The organism is Thioalkalivibrio sp. ALJT (assembly GCF_000381825.1).
In the GTDB taxonomy this organism is placed as follows: Bacteria; Pseudomonadota; Gammaproteobacteria; order Ectothiorhodospirales; family Ectothiorhodospiraceae; genus Thioalkalivibrio.
The window spans coordinates 157,548-179,905 of record NZ_KB907121.1 but is presented as its reverse complement, the minus strand read 5'-3'; the positions used below and the strand labels follow the sequence as shown (position 1 = coordinate 179,905).

The window sequence follows — 22,358 nt, the reverse complement described above, 5'->3', positions numbered from 1 at the left end:
GGACAGTAGGCCTGAAACAGGGGGTATGAACTGATGGGATCGAGTCGCGCACGCAATTTCGTCCTCGGGGTTTTGCTCGTGCTTGCCTTGATCGCGACGGGCGGGGCTTTTATCTACCATGAGTACGAGCAGGGCCAGTACCGGGATCGCATCGCCCTTGCCAATGATTTGCGGCTGGTGTCGCAGCAGATTGCAACCCGCTCGCTGGAGGCGGCCGCTGGTTCCGAGCAGGCGTCCCGTAACCTGCAAACCCTGCGCGATGACTTTGATAGCCGTCTCGACCGGATTCGCGATGGGGGCGACGGACTGCAGCCGCTTCCGGAGGTGCTGGACGGCGATCTTGCCGCGGTCGACCGGGAATGGTCGACGTACCGTGATCATGTGAATACGGTCATCCAGGGCCGCTCGGACATCCAGTTGTTCACTGAATCCTCGGGAGTGGTCCAGAACCTGACACCGGAATTGTCGCGGCTGTCCGATGCCGTGGTGCAGCGTATGACCGAGATCGGGGAGCCCGCGGCACAAATCTACGTGGCGGCGCGCCAGGCCATGCTGATCGAGCGGATCGCCAACAACCTTGGTCGGGAGGTGCAGGGGGAATCCGAGGCCGCTGCCGCCATTGAGCGATTCGAGAGCGATGCGACGCGGTACGGCCAGGTGCTGGATGGCCTGATCGAGGGTTTCGAGCCGCTGGATGTCCAGCCGGTCAACGACCCGCAGGCGCAGGCGCAGCTGGGGGAAATCGCAACCCTGTTCGTGGCCTTCAGCGAGGCTGTGGAAGGTGTCCTGGAGGCCTCCGTCCGGGTATTCGAGGTCAATGCTGCCGCATCCGGTGTCGAGACTGACAGCCGGGCGATGCTCGAGACGACTGGCGCGTTCGAGGCCGCCCTTGCCCGGGAGGCCGAGCGCGCCGGGATGACCGTCCTGGCGGGTTTCGGTCTGGGCGGTTTGTCGTTGTTGCTGCTGTTCATGATGGGGCTGTCCCTCTACCGCGATACCAAGCGTGAACTGGCCGAGACCGAGGCCCAGAACGAGCGTAATCAGCAGGCGATTCTGCGTCTGCTGGACGAGATGATGAATCTCGCCGACGGGGATCTCACCGTGAACGCGACCGTGACCGAGGACTTTACCGGTGCCATCGCAGACTCGATGAACTATGCGATCGAGAACCTGCGTACCCTGGTCGCGACTATCAATACGGTGGCGGCCGATATCGGCGAGTCCTCGGCCGCCACGCGTTCGCAGGTCCTGGGGCTGGCCGAGAAGTCGGAGGAACAGGCGCGCGAGATCCAGCGCGGTGACGACGCGATTGCCGAGATGTCGCGCTCGGTCGAGAGCGTTGCCACGGACGCCGAGCGGTCGGCCTCCGTGGCCCGTAACTCGGTCGCGATTGCATCCCGTGGGGCGGGTACCGTACGCCGCTCGATGGAGGGTATGGACAGCATCCGCGAACAGATCCAGGAGACTGCGAAGCGGGTCAAACGCCTGGGTGAGTCGTCGCAGGAGGTCGGTGACATCATCGGCCTGATCAACGACATCGCGGAACAGACCAACGTGCTGGCATTGAATGCGGCGATCCAGGCCTCTGCTGCGGGCGAGGCGGGGCGGGGTTTCGCGGTCGTGGCCGACGAAGTCCAGCGCCTCGCGGAACGTTCGTCCTCCGCGACCCGCCAGGTCGAGGGCCTGGTCAAGGCCATCCAGGCCGACACCAGCGAGGCCGTAAGCTCGATGGAGCAGAGTACTGCTCATGTGGTTCAGGGGGCCGAACTGGCCCAGGCCGCGGGCGAGGCGCTATCGGAGATCGAGCAGGTCTCTGCCGACCTGGCCGACCTGATTGACGGGATCTCCTCGTCGGCGCGTCAGCAGTCCGAGATGGCCCGGGGCGTGACGTCCATCATGGCGCAGATCCGCGCGATCACTTCCGAGACCACGCAGGGAACCCAGTCCACTGCGGCCGCGATCGGGGATCTGGCTCAGCTTTCGGTGCAGCTGCAGTCCTCGGTGTCCGGCTTCAAACTGCCGGAGTCCGGTGCCGCGATCGCCGCTGCGGGCGCGGCCCCCGAAGAAGGTGCTGCGGACCGCGAATCCGGGGCGCCGCCTGCCGACGACCCGCGGGCCTGACGGCGGACGCGGCCGATGGCATCCAGCGCACTGAACTGGGTCCGCGACGAGCTCGGAAAACTCTTTGCCGAGGTCCAGGACGCGTTGCGGCGGTATTCGGAGGATCTGGCCTGCCGCGACTGCCTCGCCGAGGCCCGTAGCCGGGTCAAGCAGATCCGCAATACGCTGGTCATACTGGAGATGGAAAACGTGGTCATGGTCCTGGACGAAATGCTCCAGGCCCTTGAGGACCTTGAACAGGCAGAGGCACCGGACCCGGCCTCCGCGGCACCCTTGTTGCGGGCTGCCCTGCAGCTGCCCGACTATCTCGAGAACGAGGTGGATGGCGAGTTGCCTCCGCCATTGTCCCTGGTGCCGCTACTGAACGAGCTGCGTAGCAGCCGTGGTGCCTCGCTGCTGCTGGACGTGGCGACCCTGATGCCCGACCCGCGCGAGGTGGATGATGCGCAGATTGGCTCCGGTGCCCGGGTGCTGGAGCCGACGGAGCGGCTGGCTGCGCTGCTCCGGGCGCGCAAGGGCTTTCAGCGCGACTTGCTGGGACTGGTCCGCGGTGATGACGCGCCAGCCCATGCTGCGTCCCTGCTGGCGACGGTGCACAGCATCGAAGAAATGCTCCCGGCGGGCGATGCGCGGCGGCTTGTCTGGGTGGCCGGTGCCGTGCTCGAGGCGATCGCCGAGGGCGGGGTTGCGGCCGATACCGATATCCGCCGCCTGATCGGCCGGATCGACCGCGAACTGGGACGGTACCTGAACCTGCTGTCCGGCCACGTGGAAACCGCCGGGGACGCCTCGGAGCCCGAGTATGTGGCACCGGGCGACCTGATCAAGACCCTGTTGTTCCACGTTGCCTGTGCAACCTCCAGGGGCGGGCAGGTTCGGGCCGTGCGCGAAGTGTTCGGGCTGGACCGTCTGGGTCTGGAGGTCGATGGCGGCAGCGTCAGTCACTCGGTCTACGCCAGCCTGCGCCAGGCGCTGGAGGACGACCTTGCAGAGGTCCGTGAACGCCTGGACGTGATTGTGCGTTCGCCCGTCCGCGACCCCGAGTCCCTCGAGACGCTGCGCGAGCAGGTCGAGCGTATTGGTTCCACGCTTAATCTGGTGGGCCTGGATGCCGGTCAGGAACATACCGCCGCACTCGTCGGCTTGCTGGTACCCGAGCACGCGGGCACTGCGGATAACCAGGTCGACATGGTGCTGGCCGAACACCTGCTGGCGCTGGAATCCTTGCTGGAGTCCGGGCTGCGTCGCCGCAGTGTCGATCGGGCACAGGAGCCCGAGCTTGATCGTACCCTGGTCGCTGCAGTGTCCCGGGAGGCCCTGGTCGATGTGCGCCGGGTTCGCGATACCCTCCTCGAGTACTTCGATCCTGCTGCCGAGGCGACCGCGGACGGGCTGGATGAGGCTCGGGCCGGTCTGCGCCGGATCGAAGGTGCGATGGCGATGTCCGGGGTCGAGGCCCTGCAGACGTTGCTGGGGCCGTTGCGCCGGCACCTGGATGCACGCGCCGGCATGCAGGCCAGCGCGCTCGATGAGGGCGAGGTCGAGGCACTGGCCGAGGTGCTCAGCAGCATTGAGGTCGCCCTGGAGTCCTTTGGCCAGCCGTGGCGCGAATTGTACAGTGTTCACGAGCGCGGGATTGCGGCGCTGCGTCGGATCGGTGCAATCCCGGACGCTGGGGATCAAGAGGTAGGCCCGACGGACGCTGCGCCCGAGCCCGAGCCCGCGTTCGACGCGACGATCTCCGCGCTGGATGTGCCTGAGGTGCCTGCTGTGGAACAGGTGTCCGAGGCGGATGAGGCATCTTCCGGCGGGGCCGTTTCGGTACCGGACCGTGGTCGCGACTCCCTGCCCTTTGACGAGCAGGTGCTGGCGGAGCAGGTGCGTGGTCCGGACGCGGATCCGGAGATCCAGGAGATATTCCTGGAGGAGGCCGACGAGGAGTTTGCAAGGCTGGACGGGCACTTCCCGCGCTGGCAGTCCAATCCGGCTGATCTCGACGCCCTGACGGTTGTCCGCCGCTCTTTCCACACCTTGAAGGGGTCCGGTCGGCTTGCCGGGGCCTTGCGCCTGGGTGAATTTGCCTGGGCGGTTGAGTCCTTCCTCAACGGGCTGCTGGACGCAGGGCAGGAAGCCGATCATGCCGCTCTGCAGGTGATCGAGGACGCCATTGCCGTGCTCCCGGGGCTGGTGGCCGAGGTGCGGGACGGCCGCGGTCCGGAGACGCCGGTGCTCGATATTGCCCTGCGTCTGCGGGCACTGGCCGGGGGCGCGGGTGAGGCCGAGCTCGAGCCCCCGCTCGAGTCGGATTCGGAGTCCGAAGAAATGGCACCCGAGGTACCAGAGGGTGCCGTGAAGGAATTCGAGGCCCTGGCGCGGACCCTGGATGCGCTCGAGGCGGTGGAGAACGAGCCTGAGCCCAAGCCCGCAGAGGTTGATGCGGATCTCGCGGTGCCGGTGGAATCCGAGTCGGAACCGCGGGAGGAGGCGGAGCCTGCCGATCCTGTGGCGGTCGCCCGCATGGAGGTCGATCCGCAGCTCTGGGAGTTGTTTGCCGCCGAGGCGCAAACGCATTTGCAGACGGTGCGCGACTGGCTGGAGGAATCCCGGCGGCGTTCGGACTGGACCCCGAGCCGGGACCTGGAGCGGGCCCTGCATACCTTGAACGGGAGTGCGCGTACCGCGGATATTCGGGGCATCTATTCGGTCTGCGGGCCGTTTGAACGCCTGATCCGGATTCACCGCGATATGGGATGGGCGTTGCCGTCCCCGGCGACGGAGTTGTTGCGACGGCTCGAGGTTTATGTAGCGAGTGCGGTAGAGGACGCCGAACCATCTCCGGCCAAGCTGCTGGACCCGCCGGCCTGGGCCTCCGAGCTTTATGCGTTGCTGGATCAGGCTACAGCCGAACAGCTGGCGTATGCTGCGGAAAACGCAGCGACATCCGATGCGGCGGAGCCGGACCGCGAAAAGCCGCCCGAACCGGTCGGGCTGGCCGCTGCTGCGGAGCCCGAAGCCGCAGCGGTGGGCACAATCGACCTGGAGTTTGCCGAGGTCTTCGTCGAGGAGGCCCGGGATATCCTGGAGGCGGCCTTCCCGGCGCTGCACGGCTGGCGTGAGGCCAGGGGACAGCCGGGGCCTGATCAGAGCGCCTTCCAGCGCGAGCTGCACACCCTGAAGGGCAGTGCACGTATGGCCGGATTCACGGTTGTAGGTGCCATCGCGCATGCGCTGGAGAGCGCACTCAACGTGGAAACCGAGACGGGGCTGGAGCCGCGAGAAGGGTTTTTCCAGCTTGCCGAGCGTGCATTGACCGATGTTCAGGGGCTGGTCGAGCGCGGTATTGGCGTCTGGCAGATGGACGAAGCCTCCAGCGAATCCCTGCCGGCCCTGCGCCAATGGGCCGCCGGCGAGACCCGGGGGCCGCCACTTGCGGCCGGGACGGAAGAGACCGGGAGCGACGCGGAGTCCGGTCCTGATACGGCGGCGCCCATGGAAGACTTGCGCAGCCAGGAGCCGCCTGAGGCCCATGGGCGCCGCATTCAGGATCAGGTCCGCATGGATGCCGATGTCCTGGATCGCATGGTCAACAATGCTGGCGAGCTGGCGAGCTTCTACCGCCGTTTCGAACAGACCGTCGGGCGCGTTGATGGTCAGGTGGACGAACTCGAGCGCACTATTGCCCGTTTGCGCGACCAGCTGCGCAAACTGGAGATCGAGACCGAGGCGCAGATTCTGTTCCGGGTCGAGGAAGAGAGCGGGGAGGGCGCCCTCGACTTCGACCCGCTGGAGATGGACCGCTACTCCGGTATCCAGCAGCTGTCACGCGCGCTGGCGGAGAGTGTCAGTGACCTTGAGGCGCTGAAGCAGGAAGTCTACGACGAGCTGCAAACTGCCGGCGGCATCCTGTTGCAGCAGCGCCGGGTCGGGACCGATCTGCAGGACCAGTTGATGCGGCAGCGCATGGTGCGTTTCGCGCGCACGGCCCCGCGTTTGCGGCGGGTCGCGCGCCAGGTAGGTGAGGATCTGGGCAAGCCGGTGGCGGTGGAGTTCAATGGCCTGAGCGCGGAGATCGATCGGGCCCTGCTCGAGCGCGTGGTGGCGCCCCTGGAGCACCTGTTACGCAACGCGATCGCCCACGGCATTGAAAGCCGGGAAGAACGCGAGCGCGCGGGCAAGCCGGTTCACGGCCGGATCGATGTCAGCCTGGAGCAGTCGGGGGGCGAGGTTCGGCTGCAGGTTCGCGACGATGGGAGGGGTATCGATGCCGAATCGATCCGGGCCCGCGCGCTGGAGCGCGCGCTGATTGCTGCAGATGCCGAGTTGAGCGATGTCCAGATCCTGCAGCTCATCCTGCAGCCGGGGTTTTCCACCGCCCTGGAGGTATCACAGATCGCCGGGCGCGGGGTCGGGCTGGACGTGGTCAACAGCGATGTGAAGCAGCTGGGTGGCTCCCTGGATATCCAGTCCACGCCCGGCCGCGGTTCGCGCTTCACCATGCGCCTGCCGTTTACCCTCGCGATCTCTCAGACCCTGCTGGTGCAGGTGGGCGAGGAGACCTTTGCCATCCCGATGGCCGCGGTCGAGGGTGTGGTTCGAGTGCGTGCCGAAGAGCTCGAGTCGCGCGCGGATACGGTCTACTACAACTACATTGGCGAGGACTACCAGATCCGGTGCCTGGGTGACCTGGTGGGTGTCGAGAGCCAGGCCGGCGTGGATCAGTTCCCGGAGCAGCCGTTCCCGCTCCTCCTGGTACGGGCCGACGATCAGCGAGTCGCACTGCGCATCGACGCTTTGCTGGGCAGCCAGGAGGTGGTGGTGAAGTCCGTGGGCCCGGTCCTGAGTCGTATCCCGGGCGTGGCCGGCGCCACCCTCCGGGGCGATGGCTCGGTGATGTTGATGCTCGACCTGGGCGTACTGGTGCGTTCCGCGGCGGCCACAAGGCCGGAGGCCGCGCAACCGACGCCGGAGCCGGCGAGCACGCGGCGCATCATGGTGGTCGACGACTCGATCACGATTCGCAAGGTCACCGCGCGTCTGCTCGCGCGCCATGGCTATGACGTGGTGACGGCCCGCGATGGCCTGGATGCGATGGGCCTGCTCGACGAGCGGCGCCCGCAGTTGATCTTGCTGGACGTCGAGATGCCGCGCATGGACGGCTTCGAGTTCGCCGGTCATGTGCGTGACCATCCGGATTTCGCCGAGGTGCCGATTATCATGATTACCTCGCGCAGTGGTGCCAAGCACCGCGAACGTGCGTACCGTCTGGGGGTGAATGCCTATCTCGGCAAGCCCTATCTGGAGAATGACCTGCTGGCTGCTATCCACGAGCAGTTGCAGGAGGTGCCGGCGTGAGTGAACCGACAACGGACGCGACCCTCGAGGCGGTGATCGCGCAGCTGGAGCAGGGTTCGATCCTGCTGCCGCGCAGCGCCTTCCTGGAAGTCGCCACGCGCCCCGGGGTGGTGGTGCGGCATTCGATGGACCCCGAAGTCCCGTGGCATGCGCCCAGTTTTGTCTGGCAGGACGTTGAGGTTCCGGTCGTCAACGTCGACCAGTTGCTGGACCCAGCCCGTGACCGTGACCAGGATCGGCGTCGTTTCAGCCGGCTGCTGGTGATGCAGGCGGTGACGGAGCCGGAGCGGCTGCCGTTCTATGCCCTGGAGGTGCGCGGAACGCCACATCCGGTGCAGATTACGCCGCAGAATATCTATGCCCTGGAGGATGCCGAGGCGACGCCGTGGTCGTGGCGGGTGAAGGCCTCGGGCGTGACGACCCACCTGCTGCGGCTGGACACGATCGAGCAGAGTTTGCTGGAGACCACCGCGCCCCGCTCCGCCTGAATTCAGTGACCGCACATGGCATCCGCTCCCCCCCCCGGCCCGGAGCGAGGGTCAACCGCGGAGGTCGCCGAGGCGGGCCTGCAGCAGGGTCATCAGGGCGATGGTTGCGGTCTCCGTACGCAGGGTGCGCGGTCCCATGCGGATGCCGGCAAACCCGCTGGCACGCGCCTGTTCGCGTTCCTCGGGTGTCAGCCCCCCCTCGGGGCCGACATAGAGCAGGGCGCCCGGCGGTGGGGCCGGCAGGATCTGCAGGTGCCGGTCCAGCCCGGAACCATCAGCATCGGCCAGCAGCCGAATGCCGTTCGGGAGATCGCTCAGGGCGCGTTCCGGGGGCAGGGCTGCGTGCAGTGTTGGCAATTCGTTGCGCCCGCATTGTTCCGCGGCCGCCTGCAGAATGCCCTGCCAGTGGCGCTGGCGTTTCTCCAGGGCCTTGTGCGCCGCGGCCGAGCGTGAGCGTTCGCAGAGGACCGGGCGGATCGAGCTGGCGCCCAGTTCCACGGCCTTCTGTACCGCCAGGTCCATATGGTCGCCTCGGGCGACCCCCTGAAGGAGGTGGATCGGGAATGCGGGCCAGGTCGGTGCGGCGGCACGCTCGCCCAGCTGGAAGGCACCGTGGCGGCGACCGGTGAGTTCGAGGGTCGCGTGGAACTCGTTGCCGCAGCCGTCGAACACGCGGCAGGGGGCGCCGCTCTTCAGTCGCAGGACCGCGGTGGCGTAATGCAGACGGTCCGGAGGGGCGGGGAGGGACTGCCCCGCGGCCAGTGGCTCGGAATCCAGCAATAGCCGGGGGCAGCGCATGCGCGGCTATTTCCGGTTGGCGAGGTCCAGGGCCTTCCAGATCTGTTCGGTCGGGCCGGCCTGGTTCATCGAATAGAAGTGGATCCCGGGGGCACCCTTGTTCAGCACGTCGTCGGTCAGGCGCGTGGCGACCTCGATGCCGAACTTGCGGATCGACTCCTTGTCGTCGCCATAGGCCTCCATCCGCTTGCGGATGTAGCGCGGGATCTCGGCGCCGCACATCTCGGAGAAGCGCACGATCTGGGTGTAGTTGGTGATCGGCATGATCCCGACAATGATCGGAATGGTGATACCCATCTTCTCCACCCGTTCCATGAAGGCCTCGTAGGCATCCACGTTGTAGAAGTACTGGGTGATCGCGGCGTCCGCGCCGGCGTCCACCTTGGTCTTGAAGTTCTCCAGGTCCTTCTCGGCGTTCGGGGCCTGCGGGTGGAATTCCGGATAGGCTGCCACCTCGATCTTGAACTGGTCGTCGAACTCGGCGCGCACGAACTCGACGAGTTCCGAGGCGTAGCGGAAGTCACCGCCGGAGTTCCGGGTGCCGGACGGCAGGTCACCGCGCAGGGCGACGATGCGGTTGACGCCAATATCGCGGTAGGTCGACAGCAGCTCGTGCAGTTCGCCTCGGGTCGAGGAGATGCAGGAGACGTGCGGGGCGGCGGGGATGCCGTCGTTGGTGATGATGTCCTTGACCGTCTCCAGGGTGCGGTCGCGGGTGGATCCCCCGGCGCCGAAGGTGACGGAGTAGAACTCGGGGTTCAGGGCGCCCAGACGCTTGCGGGCCTTGGCCAGTCGCTCGGCTCCGGCCTCGTCCTTGGGCGGGAAGAATTCAACGCTGTAGACGCGTTCTTGTGCAGACATGTTTGTCCTCCAGACAAAAAGAAGGCGGACCGCACGAACATGCGGCCCGCCCCGGCGTTCACATTAACAACGAATTGAAATGTGAGGCTGGCCGATCAGTAGCGGTAGTGTTCCGGCTTGAACGGGCCATCCACCGGCAGACCCAGGTACTTGGACTGTTCGTCGGTCAGACGGGTCAGGTTGGCACCCAGCTTCTTCAGGTGCAGCTGCGCGACCTTCTCGTCCAGGTGCTTCGGCAGCACGTAGACGTTCTTGTCGTACTGGTCACCCTTGGTCCACAGCTCGATCTGAGCCAGGGTCTGGTTGGTGAAGGAGTTGGACATCACGAAGCTCGGATGGCCGGTGCCGCAGCCCAGGTTCACCAGACGGCCTTCGGCCAGCATGATGATCCGGTTGCCGTTCGGCAGGATGATGTGGTCAACCTGCGGCTTGATGTTCTCCCAGTCGTACTTGCGCATCGCAGCCACGGCAATCTCGGAGTCGAAGTGACCGATGTTGCAGACGATGGCCTGGTCCTTCATGCGGGTCATGTGATCTTCGGTGATCACGTCCTTGTTACCGGTGGCGGTAACGAAGATCTCGGCCTTGTCGGCGGCCTCGTCCATCGTGACCACGCGGAAGCCTTCCATCGAGGCCTGCAGGGCGCAGATCGGGTCGATCTCGGTGATCCACACGGTGGCACCGAGGCCGGCCAGCGACTGGGCGGCACCCTTGCCGACGTCACCATAACCGGCGACCACGGCGATCTTGCCCGCGATCATCACGTCGGTGGCGCGCTTGATGGAGTCCACGGTGGACTCGCGGCAGCCGTACAGGTTGTCGAACTTGGACTTGGTGACCGAGTCGTTGACGTTGATCGCCGGGAAGGCCAGCTCGCCGTCCTTCGCCATCTGGTACAGGCGATGGACACCGGTGGTGGTCTCTTCGGTCACGCCCTGGATCTTGGCGAGCTGCTCGGAGTACCAGTTCGGCTGCTTGGCCAGACGATCCTTGATCGAGGCAAACAGGGCGATCTCTTCTTCATTCTCCGGGTTGGAGATGACGGACGGGTCCTTCTCGGCCTTGGCGCCGATGTGCAGGAGCAGCGTGGCGTCACCACCGTCGTCCAGGATCATGTTGGCGCCGCCGTCGAATTCGAAGATGCGGTGGCAGTAGTCCCAGTACTCTTCCAGGGTCTCGCCCTTCACGGCGAAGACCGGGGTGCCGTTGTCGGCGATCGCGGCCGCGGCGTGGTCCTGGGTGGAGTAGATGTTGCAGGAGGCCCAGCGCACGTCGGCACCCAGGGCTTCCAGGGTCTGGATCAGGACCGCGGTCTGGATGGTCATGTGCAGGGAGCCGGCAATCTTCGCGCCCTTCAGCGGCTTGGAGGCCGCGAACTCTTCGCGGGTCTGGATCAGACCGGGCATCTCGGTTTCGGCGATCGCAATTTCCTTGCGGCCGAACTCGGCAAGGTTGATGTCCTTGACGACGTAATCGGTCGTTTTCTTGTCGTTCATCACAGCATTCATGGATTAACTTCTCCGTCTATCTGGATGAGCGCCGTATTCATATTTCAGGGGACATCCGGCTGAGCCTGACGGTTAAACCGCTGCAGCGCTCCTCAGCCGGATGGGTATTTCGCTTACAAAATGTCGGGCGCTCTTAGAGGCCCGCCATCTTCTTAAGTTCCTCGGCCTTGTCGGTACGCTCCCAGGGGAGGTCGACGTCTTCGCGGCCGAAGTGACCATAGGCGGCGGTCGCCTTGTAGATCGGGCGCAGCAGATCCATCATCTGGATCAGGCCCCACGGGCGCAGATCAAACACTTCGCGCACGAAGCCTTCGATCTTGCGATCGTCGACCTTGCCGGTGCCAAAGGTATCGACAGTGATCGAGGTCGGCTCGGCGACGCCGATGGCGTAGGAGACCTGGATCTCGCACTTGTCGGCCAGGCCGGCGGCGACGATGTTCTTGGCCACGTAACGGCCGGCGTAGGCAGCGGAACGGTCCACCTTGGACGGGTCCTTGCCGGAGAACGCACCGCCACCGTGGCGGGCCATGCCACCGTAGGTGTCGACGATGATCTTGCGGCCGGTCAGGCCGGCGTCGCCCACGGGGCCACCGATCTCGAACTTGCCGGTCGGGTTGATGTGGATCTTGTCATCGGAGACCTGGCTCAGCCATTCGTTCGGCAGCACCTTCTTGAAGACCTCTTCGTAGATCGCTTCCTGCAGGTCTTTCTGCGAGATGTCCGGGCTGTGCTGGGTGGACAGGACCACCGCATCCAGGCCGGCCGGCTTGCCGTCTTCGTAGCGCAGCGAGACCTGGGACTTGGCGTCCGGGCGCAGCCACGGCAGCTTGCCGCTCTTCATCAGTTCGGACTGGATACGCACCATCTTGTGGGCGTAGAAGATCGGGGCGGGCATCAGCGTATCGGTTTCGCGTGCGGCGTAACCGAACATCAGGCCCTGGTCACCGGCACCCTGGGTGGCGCGGTCGGAGACGTCGCGGTCCACACCCATGGCGATGTCCTGGGACTGTTCACCCAGCACGTTCAGCACGGCGCAGGTCTTGCCGTCGAAGCCGACGTCGGAATCGTTATAGCCGATCTCGCAGACCGTCTCGCGCACCAGCTTCTCGTAGTCGATCTGGGCGCCGGTGGTGATTTCGCCCAGCAGCATGACCATGCCGGTCTTGGTGGCGGTTTCACAGGCGATACGGGCGTGCGGGTCCTGTGCAATGATGGCGTCGACGATGGTGTCGGAGACCAGGTCGGCCATCTTGTCGGGGTGGCCCGCGGAAACGGATTCCGAGGTGAAGATGTAATCGTTGGACATTAAGCGTTCCTTTGTGGGTCGTTTCGATTTAGTTTTGCGCAAAACGACCAGTACTGTAACGCAACTCGCCGCAATTTTCTAAGCCCCCGGCCGGCGACAGTCGGTCGATGCGCGTGCCCGCCGGCGCCCAGGGCGCGGCATGACGCGGTTTGCAGCCGACTTGCCCCGCCGCCCGAAAGTGGCCAAAATGCACCGCCTTTGATGGGGATGCACCGTCCGCCGCGCGCTCGCGTCGCCGGAAGAGGGACGCGCTCCCGCAGGCTGCTCGGGTGATGTCTTGCCCCGGAGCGCCGGCCGGTACCGGTTTAACCCTCGATCGGCCGATTCGTCCGGGTCGGCCGCCGCAGGCGCCTCGCGCCGCCACCCGCCATCAGCCGAACCCAATACTACTTAGAGCAGGAGATCAGCATGCCGACCCGTAGAGAGCTTGCCAACGCCATCCGCGCCCTGTCGATGGACGCGGTCCAGAAGGCCAATTCCGGTCATCCGGGGGCGCCCATGGGCATGGCAGACATCGCCGAGGTGCTGTGGAACGACTACATGCAGCACAACCCGGCGAACCCGCACTGGCCGGATCGCGACCGCTTCGTGATGTCCAACGGTCACGGTTCCATGCTGGTCTACTCGCTGCTGCATCTGACCGGCTATGACCTGCCGATGGACGAGCTCAAGCAGTTCCGTCAGCTGCACTCCAGGACCCCGGGCCACCCCGAATACGGCTACACCGCCGGCGTCGAGACCACCACGGGTCCGCTGGGTCAGGGCATCTCCAATGCGGTTGGCATGGCGCTGGCCGAGAAGATGATGGCCGCCCACTTCAACCAGCCCGGGCACGACATCGTCGACCACAACACCTACGCCTTCCTCGGCGACGGCTGCATGATGGAAGGGATCTCCCACGAGACCTGCGCCCTGGCCGGCACCCTGGGTCTGGGCAAGCTGGTCGCCTTCTGGGATGACAACGGCATCTCCATCGACGGTGAGGTCGAGGGCTGGTTCACCGACGACACCCCGGCGCGTTTCGAGGCCTATGGCTGGCACGTCGTGCGCGGCGTGGACGGTCACGACGCGGATGCGGTCAAGGCCGCCATCGAAGAGGCCCGCAAGAACAGTGACAAGCCGAGCCTGATCTGCTGCCGCACCGTGATCGGCTTCGGCTCGCCGAACAAGTCCGGCAAGGAAGAGTGCCATGGCGCCGCCCTGGGCGATGACGAGATCGCGCTGACCCGCAAGGAACTGGGCTGGGAGCATGCCCCGTTCGAGATTCCCGGCGACATCTACGACGGCTGGAGCGCCAAGGACAAGGGCGCCAGGGCCGAGGCCGAGTGGAAGGAACGTTTTGCCGCGTACAAGGCTGCGCATCCCGAACTGGCCGCCGAGTTCGAGCGCCGCATCGCCGGCGATCTGCCCGCCGACTGGAGCGAGAAGGCCAACGCCTACATCAAGCAGACCGTGGAGAAGGCCGAGAAGGTCGCTTCGCGCAAGGCCTCGCAGAACGCGATCGCGGGCATGGCCCCGGCCGTTCCGGAACTGCTGGGCGGCTCCGCCGACCTGGCCGGCTCCAACCTGACCATGTATGGCGGTTCCAAGGGTGTCAGCAAGGACGATGCCGCGGGCAACTACGTCTACTACGGCGTGCGCGAGTTCGGCATGGCAGCGATCATGAACGGCATCGCTCTGCACGGCGGCTTCATCCCGTACGGCGGCACCTTCCTGATCTTCTCCGACTACGCCCGCAACGGTATCCGCATGTCCGCGCTGATGAAGCAGCGCGTGATGTACGTGCTGACCCATGACTCCATCGGTCTCGGCGAAGACGGCCCGACCCACCAGCCGGTCGAGCAGACCCCGAGCCTGCGCCTGATCCCGAACCTCAATGTGTGGCGCCCCTGCGACGCGGTCGAGACCGCGGTGGCCTGGAAGGCCGGGATCGAGCGCACCGACGGCCCGTCCGCCTTCATCCTGTCGCGTCAGGGCCTGCCGCACATGGAACGTGATGGCGAGCAGCTCGCCAACATCGCTCGCGGCGGCTATGTGCTGAAAGACTGCGACGGCACCCCCGACCTGATCTTCATTGCCACCGGTTCCGAGGTCGAGCTGGCCGTTCAGGCCGCCGACGAACTGGCCGGCGAGGGCAAGAAGGTGCGTGTGGTCTCCATGCCCTGCGTCGAGCTGTTCGAACAGCAGGACCCGGCCTACCGCGAGGCCGTGCTGCCGAACGCCGTGCGCGCCCGGGTTGCCATCGAGGCCGGCGCGACGACCACCTGGCACAAGTTCACCGGCCTCGACGGCGCGGTGTTCGGCCTGGATCGCTTCGGCGAATCCGCGCCGGGTGGCGCCCTGTTCGATTACTTCGGCTTCAAGCCGGCGAACGTCGCTCAGGTCGCGCGTGACGTGCTGAACGGCTGAGTCCGCAACGATTTCGCATAAGCAATAGAGAGGAGACTCCCATGTCTATCAAGGTTGGTATCAACGGCTTCGGTCGCATCGGTCGCATGGCCTTCCGTGCCATCGCCAAGGATTTCCCGAACCTGCAGGTGGTCGGCATCAACGACCTGCTGGACCCGGAATACCTGGCCTACATGCTGCGCTACGACTCCGTGCACGGCCGCTTCGAAGGTGAGGTCAGCGTCGACGGCGATCACCTGGTCGTGAATGGCAATCGCATCCGCCTGACCGCCGAGAAGGACCCGGCCGCGCTCAAGTGGGGCGACATCGACGCTGATATCGTGATCGAGTCCACCGGCCTGTTCCTGACCGCCGAGACCGCCCAGAAGCATCTGGACGCAGGCGCCAAGAAGGTGGTCATGTCCGCGCCGTCCAAGGACGACACCCCGATGTTCGTCTACGGCGTGAATCACGACACCTACGCCGGGCAGAACATGGTCTCGGCCGCCTCCTGCACCACCAACGCCCTGGCCCCGGTGGCCAAGGTGCTGAATGACAGCTGGGGCATCAAGCGTGGTCTGATGACCACCGTGCACGCCGCCACCGCGACCCAGAAGACCGTTGATGGCCCGTCCATGAAGGACTGGCGCGGCGGCCGCGGCATCCTCGAGAACATCATCCCGTCCTCCACGGGTGCGGCCAAGGCCGTGGGCAAGGTGCTGCCGGAACTGAACGGCAAGCTGACCGGCATGGCTTTCCGCGTGCCGACATCCGACGTCTCCGTGGTCGATCTGACCGTGGAACTGAACGGCGACGCCAACTACGACGACGTCTGCGCGGCCATGAAGAAGGCCTCCGAAGGCGAGTTGAAGGGCGTGCTGGGTTACACCGACGAGCTGGTGGTCTCCACCGACTTCCGTGGTTACACCGCCCCGTCCGTGTTTGACGCCGGCGCCGGCATCCAGCTGGACCCGACCTTCGTGAAGATCGTTGCCTGGTACGACAACGAGTACGGCTACACCTGCAACATGCTGCGCATGGTGGAGCACGTCGCCAAGTAACGGCGAGCGGCCGGGTCCCTTGCGGGGCTCGGCCGTTGCTCTTCCCGGGCCCGGAGGCCTGGGGCCAGTCCCCGCGGGGACTGGCCCGAAGCCTTCTTCCTTTTCAACCGTCTTTCGAGAGGTACTCCCATGTCCGTCATCAAGATGACCGATCTCGACCTGCAGGGTCGCCGTGTGCTGGTGCGCCAGGATCTGAACGTCCCCGTCAAGGACGGCAAGGTCACGTCCGACGCCCGTATTCGTGCGAGCCTTGAGACCGTGCAGAAGGCACTCGATGCCGGCGCGGCGGTAATGCTGATGTCGCACCTGGGCCGCCCGACCGAGGGCGAGTTCTCCGAAGAAGATTCCCTGGCCCCGGTTGCCGAGCATATGGCCGGTCTGCTGGGCCGCGAGGTGCGTCTGGTGCGCGACTACCTCGACGGCGTGGACGCCCAGCCGGGCGAGGTCATCCTGCTCGAGAACGTGCGTTTCAATGCCGGCGAGAAGAAGGACGACGAGGCCCTGGCGAAGCAATACGCCGCCCTGTGCGACGTCTTCGTGATGGATGCCTTCGGCACCGCCCACCGCGCCCAGGCCTCGACCCACGGCGTGGCGAAGTTCGCCCCGCAGGCCTGCGCCGGCCCGCTGCTGGCCAAGGAGCTCGAGGCCCTCGGCAAGGCCCTGGAGACCCCGAAGCGCCCGCTGGTGGCGATTGTCGGCGGCTCCAAGGTCTCGACCAAACTGACCGTGCTGGAATCGCTGTCCGAGGTCGTCGACCAGCTGATCGTCGGTGGCGGGATCGCCAACACCTTCATCGCCGCCCAGGGCCACGGCGTCGGCAAGTCGCTGTACGAGTCCGACCTGGTGGACGAGTCCAGGCGCCTGATGGAGGCCGCTCGTGCCAAGGGTGGCGAGATCCCGGTGCCCACCGATGTGACCGTGGGCAAGGAATTCTCCGAGTCGACCTCGGCCGAGACCAAGGCCGTCGACGCGGTGGCCGCTGACGACATGATCTTCGACGTCGGTCCCGAGACCGCCGCCACCTACGCCGAGGCCCTGCGCAATGCGGGCACCATCGTCTGGAACGGCCCGGTTGGCGTGTTCGAGTTCGATCAGTTCGCCGGGGGTACCAGGGCCCTGGGCGAGGCGATCGCCGAGAGCAACGCGTTCTCCATTGCCGGCGGTGGTGACACCCTGGCCGCGATCGACAAGTACAACCTGGCCGACCGCATCAGCTACATCTCCACCGGTGGAGGTGCCTTCCTCGAGTTCCTGGAAGGCAAGACCCTGCCGGCCGTGGCCATGCTGGAAGAGCGGGCAAAGGGCTGAGGCCCGCTGCTCGCGCCCCTGACGGAGAGACGCGCGGATGAGACGCACCAAGATTGTTGCAACCCTCGGGCCGGCCACGGATACCGACGAGGCCATGGAGGCCATCATCCGGGCGGGTGTGGATGTGGTCCGGCTGAATTTCTCGCATGGTGACCCGGATGACCACCGCCAGCGGCTCGCGCGCCTGCGGGCTGCCGCCGGACGTGTGGGCCGCTGTGTCGGGGTCCTCGGTGATCTCCAGGGCCCGAAGATCCGCATCGACCGTTTCCAGGAGGGGAAGGTGTACCTGGAAGAGGGCGCACCGTTCGCACTGGATGCCGAACTGGCCCGCGATGCCGGGGATCAGACCCAGGTCGGTCTGACTTACAAGGAACTCCCGGCCGACGTGCAGCCGGAGGATGTCCTCCTGCTGGATGATGGCCGGATCGTGCTCAAGGTCACGGCCGTGAACGGCGGCCGGATCGAGACCACGGTGGAGGTTGGTGGCGAACTGTCCAATAACAAGGGTATCAACCGCCAGGGTGGCGGACTCTCCGCTCCGGCGATCACCGACAAGGACCGCGAGGACATCCGTCTGGCGGCCGAGCTGCAGGTGGATTACCTCGCCGTTTCCTTCCCGCGTTCCGCGCAGGATCTGCATCTCGCGCGCAGCCTGCTGAAGGAGGCCGGCTGGGAAGCCGGGATCTGCGCGAAGATCGAACGCTCCGAAGCGCTGGAGGTGATCGACGAGATCATCGCCGCCTCCGAGGTGATCATGATCGCGCGCGGCGATCTCGGTGTGGAGATCGGCGATGCCGAACTGCCGGGCGTGCAGAAGACCCTGATCACCCGGGCACGGACCCTCAATCGTCTGGTCATTACCGCGACCCAGATGATGGAGACCATGATCCAGAATCCGATCCCGACCCGCGCCGAGGTCTTTGATGTCGCCAACGCCGTGCTCGACGGCACTGACGCGGTGATGCTCTCCGGGGAGACCGCGACGGGGCGCTATCCCGGCCGCGTGGTCACCAGCATGCACCGGATCTGTGAAGCGGCAGAGCGCCAGCGCGCGGCGCGGCAGTCGGATCACCGCATGGATTCGGTCTTCGGGCGGGTCGACGAGGCGATTGCGATGGCCACGATGTACACCGCGAATCACCTGGACGTGGCCGCTATTGCCGCGTTGACCGAGTCCGGCTCCACCGCGCTCTGGATGTCGCGGATCAGTTCCGGCATCCCGATCTACGCGCTGACCCAGCACGAGTCCACCAGCCGTCGCATGACGCTTTATCGCGGGGTTTATCCCGTGATCCTGAGCCCTCTCCCGGAGAGTCACGAGGGCGTGAACCGTGAGGCCGTGAACTTGCTCAAGGCCGAGGGCGTCGTGCAGGATGGCGAGCTGGTTATCATCACCAAGGGAGACCTGCAGGGCGAACATGGCGGGACCAATGCCATGAAGGTCGTGCGCGTGGGCGAACTCGCCTGACCCGCGCACTGCCCGGCAGTCATCCGATTACCAAGCGAATTTTCTACTCTCTCAGTCCGAATCCCGTAAGGAGGAATCCATGGCACTGATCTCACTTCGCCAGCTTCTGGACCATGCCGCCGAGCACGGTTATGGCATGCCGGCCTACAACGCCAACAACATGGAGCAGGTCCACTCGATCATGGAAGCGGCCGCTGCGGTCGACTCCCCGGTGATCATTCAGGCCTCCGCCGGTGCCCGCAAGTACGCCGGCGAGCCCTTCCTGCGTCACAACATCATCGCCGCGATCGAGCAGTACCCGGACATCCCGGTCGTGCTGCACCAGGATCACGGCTCCGAGCCCGCGGTGTGCCTGCGCTCCATCCAGTCCGGCTTCAGCTCCGTGATGATGGATGGCTCCCTGATGCCCGACATGAAGACCCCGGCCACCTACGACTACAACCGTGACGTGACCGCCAAGGTCTCCGAGATCGCCCACGCCTGCGGCGTGTCCGTGGAAGGCGAGCTCGGCTGCCTGGGTTCCCTGGAAACCGGCATGGCCGGCGAGGAAGACGGCTCCGGTGCCGAAGGCAAGCTGTCCCACGACCAGCTGCTGACCGACCCGGACGAGGCGGCCGACTTCGTGAAGAACACCAAGTGCGACGCCCTGGCGATCGCCATCGGTACCTCCCACGGCGCCTACAAGTTCACCCGTCCGCCGACCGGTGACATCCTTGCCATCGAGCGCATCAAGGAGATCCACAAGCGCATCCCGGATACCCATCTGGTCATGCACGGCTCCTCCTCCGTTCCGCAGGAGTGGCTGGAGATCATCAACAACTACGGCGGCGACATGGGCGAGACCTATGGTGTCCCGGTCGAAGAGATCCAGGAAGGCATCAAGCACGGCGTGCGCAAGGTCAACATCGACACCGACCTGCGTATGGCCTCCACCGGTGCGGTGCGCAAGTTCCTGGCCGAGAACCCGAAGGAATTCGACCCGCGCAAATTCCTGAAGGCCTCGACCGCGGCCATGAAGGACATCTGCCAGGCCCGTTACGAGGCCTTTGGTTGCGCCGGCATGGCGTCCAAGATCAAGCCGATCTCCCTGGACGACATGGTCAAGCGTTACCAGTCCGGCGAGCTGGATCCCAAGGTCAACTGATCTTGCGGAAGGCAGCACGAAAAAGGGGGCTTCGGCCCCCTTTTTTTATGCCATGATGACGGGATCCGAATGCTGTTATGGAGGGTTTGTCGATGTATCGAAGGTTGCCCCTGGTCCTGTTGCTGCTCCTGGTGCTCGCCGGGACTGCCCAGGCCAACCCGTTCAGCCGCGAGATCGAGCCGCAGGACATCATCGATCGGGCGCAGGCGACGGTCGAGAGTATGGCCACCCACCCCGAATACGAGGCCCTGAAGGAGGATCTTCGCGATGCCCGTGGCGTGGTGATCTTCCCGCGGGTGACACGTGGCGCTTTTCTGGTCGGGGGCTCCGGTGGTATCGGCGTATTTCTCGCCTGGGACGACGAGCGCGGTGATTATTCCCCTGTGGGCTTCTATTCGCTCGGCTCGGTCAGCTTTGGCATGCAGTTCGGGGGCGATGCCGCCGAGGTCGTGATGGTCGCTCGCACCCAGGACGCGGTGGATTCGATGTTCGGGTCCGCGATCCGGCTGGGCGGGGAGGCCTCGGTTGCGGCTGGCCCCGTAGGTGCGGGGCGCAGTACCACGCCCACGGCGGACTTCCTGTCGTATTCCCGTTCGCGCGGGGCTTATCTGGGCATGAGCCTGTCGGGCTCGCGCATGCGCGTGCGCGACGATTTCAATGAGTCCTACTACGAAGAATCGGTGCGCCCGGTGCACATCATCGAGACCCGCCGCGTGGACCACGAGGGCACCCGCGCGTTGCGCGAAACCCTGGCCGGTTTTCGTGAGGATGCCGCGTCCAGCGATCAGGCGTTTGGTGCGGTCCCGGTGGCGCCGGTTGGTCCGGAGAGCTTCGAGGTGGAGAGTTTCTGAACCAGGGCCGCGCGGGAGATCCCTTCCGCCGCAGTGATGATCGGTGCCGCGGTGTGTTTGCGCAGGGCGCCGTGATTGTCCAGACGCGGGTCGATGTCTGACCGGCGCCGGTTCAGTACGATCCCGGCCAGCTGCAGACCACGGCGCTGCAACGCCTCGAGCGTCAGCAGACAGGTGTTCAGTGTGCCCAGGCGGTCCTCGGCCACCAGCAGCACCGGCAGCCCCAGGCGCGTGGCCAGGTCCGCGTTCAGTCCGTCTGCGCACAAGGGGGAGTAGAAGCCCCCGGCCCCTTCCACCAGGAGCGGCCGGGTGTCCGTGCCGGCGCCGGCCCCGGTGCAGGCCGCGACCAGTTGCGCCAGGTTCAGCTGTACGCCCTGGTTTGCGGCGGCCTGGTCCGGGGCAATGGCGTCGGGGAAGCGCCAGGGGGTGACCTGTGCCATGGCCATGTCCGGCAGGCCCGCTGCGCGGGTCAGGGCGGCGCCATCTTCGGGGAACAGTGCCCCCGCATGTTCCGGGCAGCCGGATTCCACCGGTTTGCGGGGCTGCGGCGCCAGCCCGCGCTCGCGCCAGTGCTGCAGCAGGGCGCAGCCGACAAAGGTCTTGCCGACGCCGGTGTCGGTTCCGGTGACGAACAGGCCCCGGGTTGCCTCGCTCATGCGCCGCGGGTGAGGCGCTCCAGGGCCTCGCGGTAGCGTGCGGCGGTTTGTTCTACCACGGCCGTGGGCAGTTCGGGGCCGGGCGCCTGCTTGTCCCAGTCCAGGGTCTCCAGGTAGTCGCGCACATATTGCTTGTCGAACGACTCGGGGCTGCGCCCCGGTGCGTACTGATCAGCGGGCCAGAAGCGGGAAGAATCCGGCGTCAGGACCTCGTCGATCAGGTGCAGGGTGCCGTTGGCGTCGATCCCGAACTCGAACTTGGTGTCGGCGATGATGATGCCGCGCTCGGCGGCATATGCGCGCGCCATGGCATAGATCTTCAGGGCCGCCGTGCGCACCTGTTCGGCCCGTTCCCGGCCGATGCACGCGCTCACCGCGTCGAAGTCGATATTGGCGTCGTGTTCGCCCACGGCTGCCTTGGTGCTCGGGGTGAAGATGGCCTCGGGCAATGGCGATGCCAGCTCGAGGCCGTCCGGTAGCGGGAGCCCGCATACCGCGCCGGTGGCCTGGTAATCCTGCCAGCCCGAGCCAATCAGGTAACCCCGCACTACGGCCTCCACGGGCAGGGCCTGCAGGCGCCGGATTACCAGGCTGCGTCCCTGCAGTGGTGCCCGCAACAATGGGTCCGGCACCACCTGCTCCAGCGGGATGTCGGTGAGCTGGTGGGGGATCCCCAGTTCGCGTTCCACCTTGTGCATCCAGAACTGGGTGATCTCGGTCAGTACCCGCCCCTTGTCGGGGATTGCGGTGGGCAGGATCACGTCGAACGCGGACAGGCGGTCAGTGGTGACCATCAGCCAGTGGTCGGCATCCACCGCGTAGAGATCGCGCACCTTGCCGCGATGCACGAGTTCCAGGTCGGGGATATGGCTTTCAAGCAGGGTATCGGTCATGCCGCGATTCTACCGGGCGCGGCTCCTGCGCACCACGCGGTGCTCGCCGCGCGCCGAAAGGCGTTCACAGGAAGGTTTGAAGGCGGGAAGGGTTCGATGATCTGACTGGGTGGGGTCGCGACGACCCGGCGGCGCCAGCCCGGTGAGCCAGTCCC

General features: G+C 65.8%; 15 protein-coding genes and 1 riboswitch. Of the genes, 9 read left to right on the top strand and 6 right to left on the bottom strand.

Translation table 11 applies throughout. The features are described from left to right. The first annotated feature begins 33 nt into the window (after positions 1-33). From G332_RS0100855 to G332_RS0100845, 3 genes are read left to right on the top strand one after another with little or no spacing between them, the layout of a single operon-like run. A complete protein-coding gene (locus G332_RS0100855) occupies positions 34-2,121 on the top strand; it encodes a methyl-accepting chemotaxis protein (RefSeq protein ID WP_019625102.1) in 2,088 nt (695 codons plus the stop codon). A 15-nt stretch (positions 2,122-2,136) separates the two neighbouring features. Next, entirely contained in the window at positions 2,137-7,473 is a 5,337-nt protein-coding gene (locus G332_RS0100850) for an Hpt domain-containing protein (RefSeq protein WP_019625101.1), read from the top strand. Continuing rightward, positions 7,470-7,961 carry a hypothetical protein gene (locus G332_RS0100845; RefSeq protein ID WP_019625100.1) on the top strand — a complete coding sequence of 164 codons (492 nt, stop codon included), beginning with the start codon at positions 7,470-7,472 and terminating at the stop codon, positions 7,959-7,961. Before G332_RS0100850 ends, G332_RS0100845 begins: the two co-directional genes overlap by 4 nt. 51 nt (positions 7,962-8,012) lie before the next feature. Here G332_RS0100845 and G332_RS0100840 read toward each other — a convergent pair whose 3' ends face one another. The 4 genes from G332_RS0100840 to metK form a co-directional block, all read right to left on the bottom strand. Next, entirely contained in the window at positions 8,013-8,759 is a 747-nt protein-coding gene (locus G332_RS0100840; RefSeq protein ID WP_026340488.1) for a 16S rRNA (uracil(1498)-N(3))-methyltransferase, read from the bottom strand. Between the two features lie 6 nt (positions 8,760-8,765). Then, positions 8,766-9,620, bottom strand: a complete 855-nt coding sequence (gene metF / locus G332_RS0100835; RefSeq protein WP_019625098.1) for a methylenetetrahydrofolate reductase [NAD(P)H] — start codon at positions 9,618-9,620, stop codon at positions 8,766-8,768. Between the two features lie 95 nt (positions 9,621-9,715). Next, on the bottom strand, positions 9,716-11,128 hold the full coding sequence (ahcY, locus tag G332_RS0100830; protein WP_026340487.1) for an adenosylhomocysteinase: 1,413 nt from the start codon (positions 11,126-11,128) through the stop codon (positions 9,716-9,718). Positions 11,129-11,147: 19 nt separating this feature from the next. After that, positions 11,148-11,228, bottom strand: a riboswitch (S-adenosyl-L-homocysteine riboswitch). A gap of 33 nt (positions 11,229-11,261) precedes the next feature. Then, positions 11,262-12,434 (bottom strand): methionine adenosyltransferase, encoded by a 1,173-nt coding sequence (gene metK / locus G332_RS0100825; RefSeq protein ID WP_019625096.1) that lies wholly within the window; start codon positions 12,432-12,434, stop codon positions 11,262-11,264. A 408-nt stretch (positions 12,435-12,842) separates the two neighbouring features. Between metK and tkt the strand changes: the two genes are divergently transcribed. From tkt to G332_RS0100790, 6 genes are all read left to right on the top strand, one after another. Then, positions 12,843-14,843 carry a transketolase gene (gene tkt / locus G332_RS0100820; RefSeq protein ID WP_019625095.1) on the top strand — a complete coding sequence of 667 codons (2,001 nt, stop codon included), beginning with the start codon at positions 12,843-12,845 and terminating at the stop codon, positions 14,841-14,843. A gap of 41 nt (positions 14,844-14,884) precedes the next feature. Further along, on the top strand, positions 14,885-15,883 hold the full coding sequence (gap, locus tag G332_RS0100815; RefSeq protein WP_019625094.1) for a type I glyceraldehyde-3-phosphate dehydrogenase: 999 nt from the start codon (positions 14,885-14,887) through the stop codon (positions 15,881-15,883). Between the two features lie 129 nt (positions 15,884-16,012). Then, positions 16,013-17,191, top strand: coding sequence for a phosphoglycerate kinase (locus tag G332_RS0100805; RefSeq protein ID WP_019625093.1), 1,179 nt, complete (start codon positions 16,013-16,015; stop codon positions 17,189-17,191). A 37-nt stretch (positions 17,192-17,228) separates the two neighbouring features. Next, a complete protein-coding gene (gene pyk, locus G332_RS0100800; protein ID WP_019625092.1) occupies positions 17,229-18,659 on the top strand; it encodes a pyruvate kinase in 1,431 nt (476 codons plus the stop codon). Positions 18,660-18,738: 79 nt separating this feature from the next. Next, positions 18,739-19,803, top strand: a complete 1,065-nt coding sequence (fba, locus tag G332_RS0100795; RefSeq protein WP_019625091.1) for a class II fructose-bisphosphate aldolase — start codon at positions 18,739-18,741, stop codon at positions 19,801-19,803. Positions 19,804-19,895: 92 nt separating this feature from the next. Continuing rightward, on the top strand, positions 19,896-20,654 hold the full coding sequence (locus G332_RS0100790) for a lipid-binding SYLF domain-containing protein (RefSeq protein ID WP_038059484.1): 759 nt from the start codon (positions 19,896-19,898) through the stop codon (positions 20,652-20,654). On the opposite strand, the gene bioD is transcribed toward G332_RS0100790, so the two are convergent. Both bioD and G332_RS0100780 read right to left on the bottom strand, forming a co-directional pair. Then, on the bottom strand, positions 20,588-21,310 hold the full coding sequence (gene bioD, locus G332_RS0100785) for a dethiobiotin synthase (protein WP_019625089.1): 723 nt from the start codon (positions 21,308-21,310) through the stop codon (positions 20,588-20,590). The two genes, G332_RS0100790 and bioD, sit on opposite strands and share 67 nt — an antisense overlap. Further along, positions 21,307-22,203, bottom strand: coding sequence for a phosphoribosylaminoimidazolesuccinocarboxamide synthase (locus tag G332_RS0100780; protein WP_019625088.1), 897 nt, complete (start codon positions 22,201-22,203; stop codon positions 21,307-21,309). Before G332_RS0100780 ends, bioD begins: the two co-directional genes overlap by 4 nt. Positions 22,204-22,358: the final 155 nt, after the last annotated feature.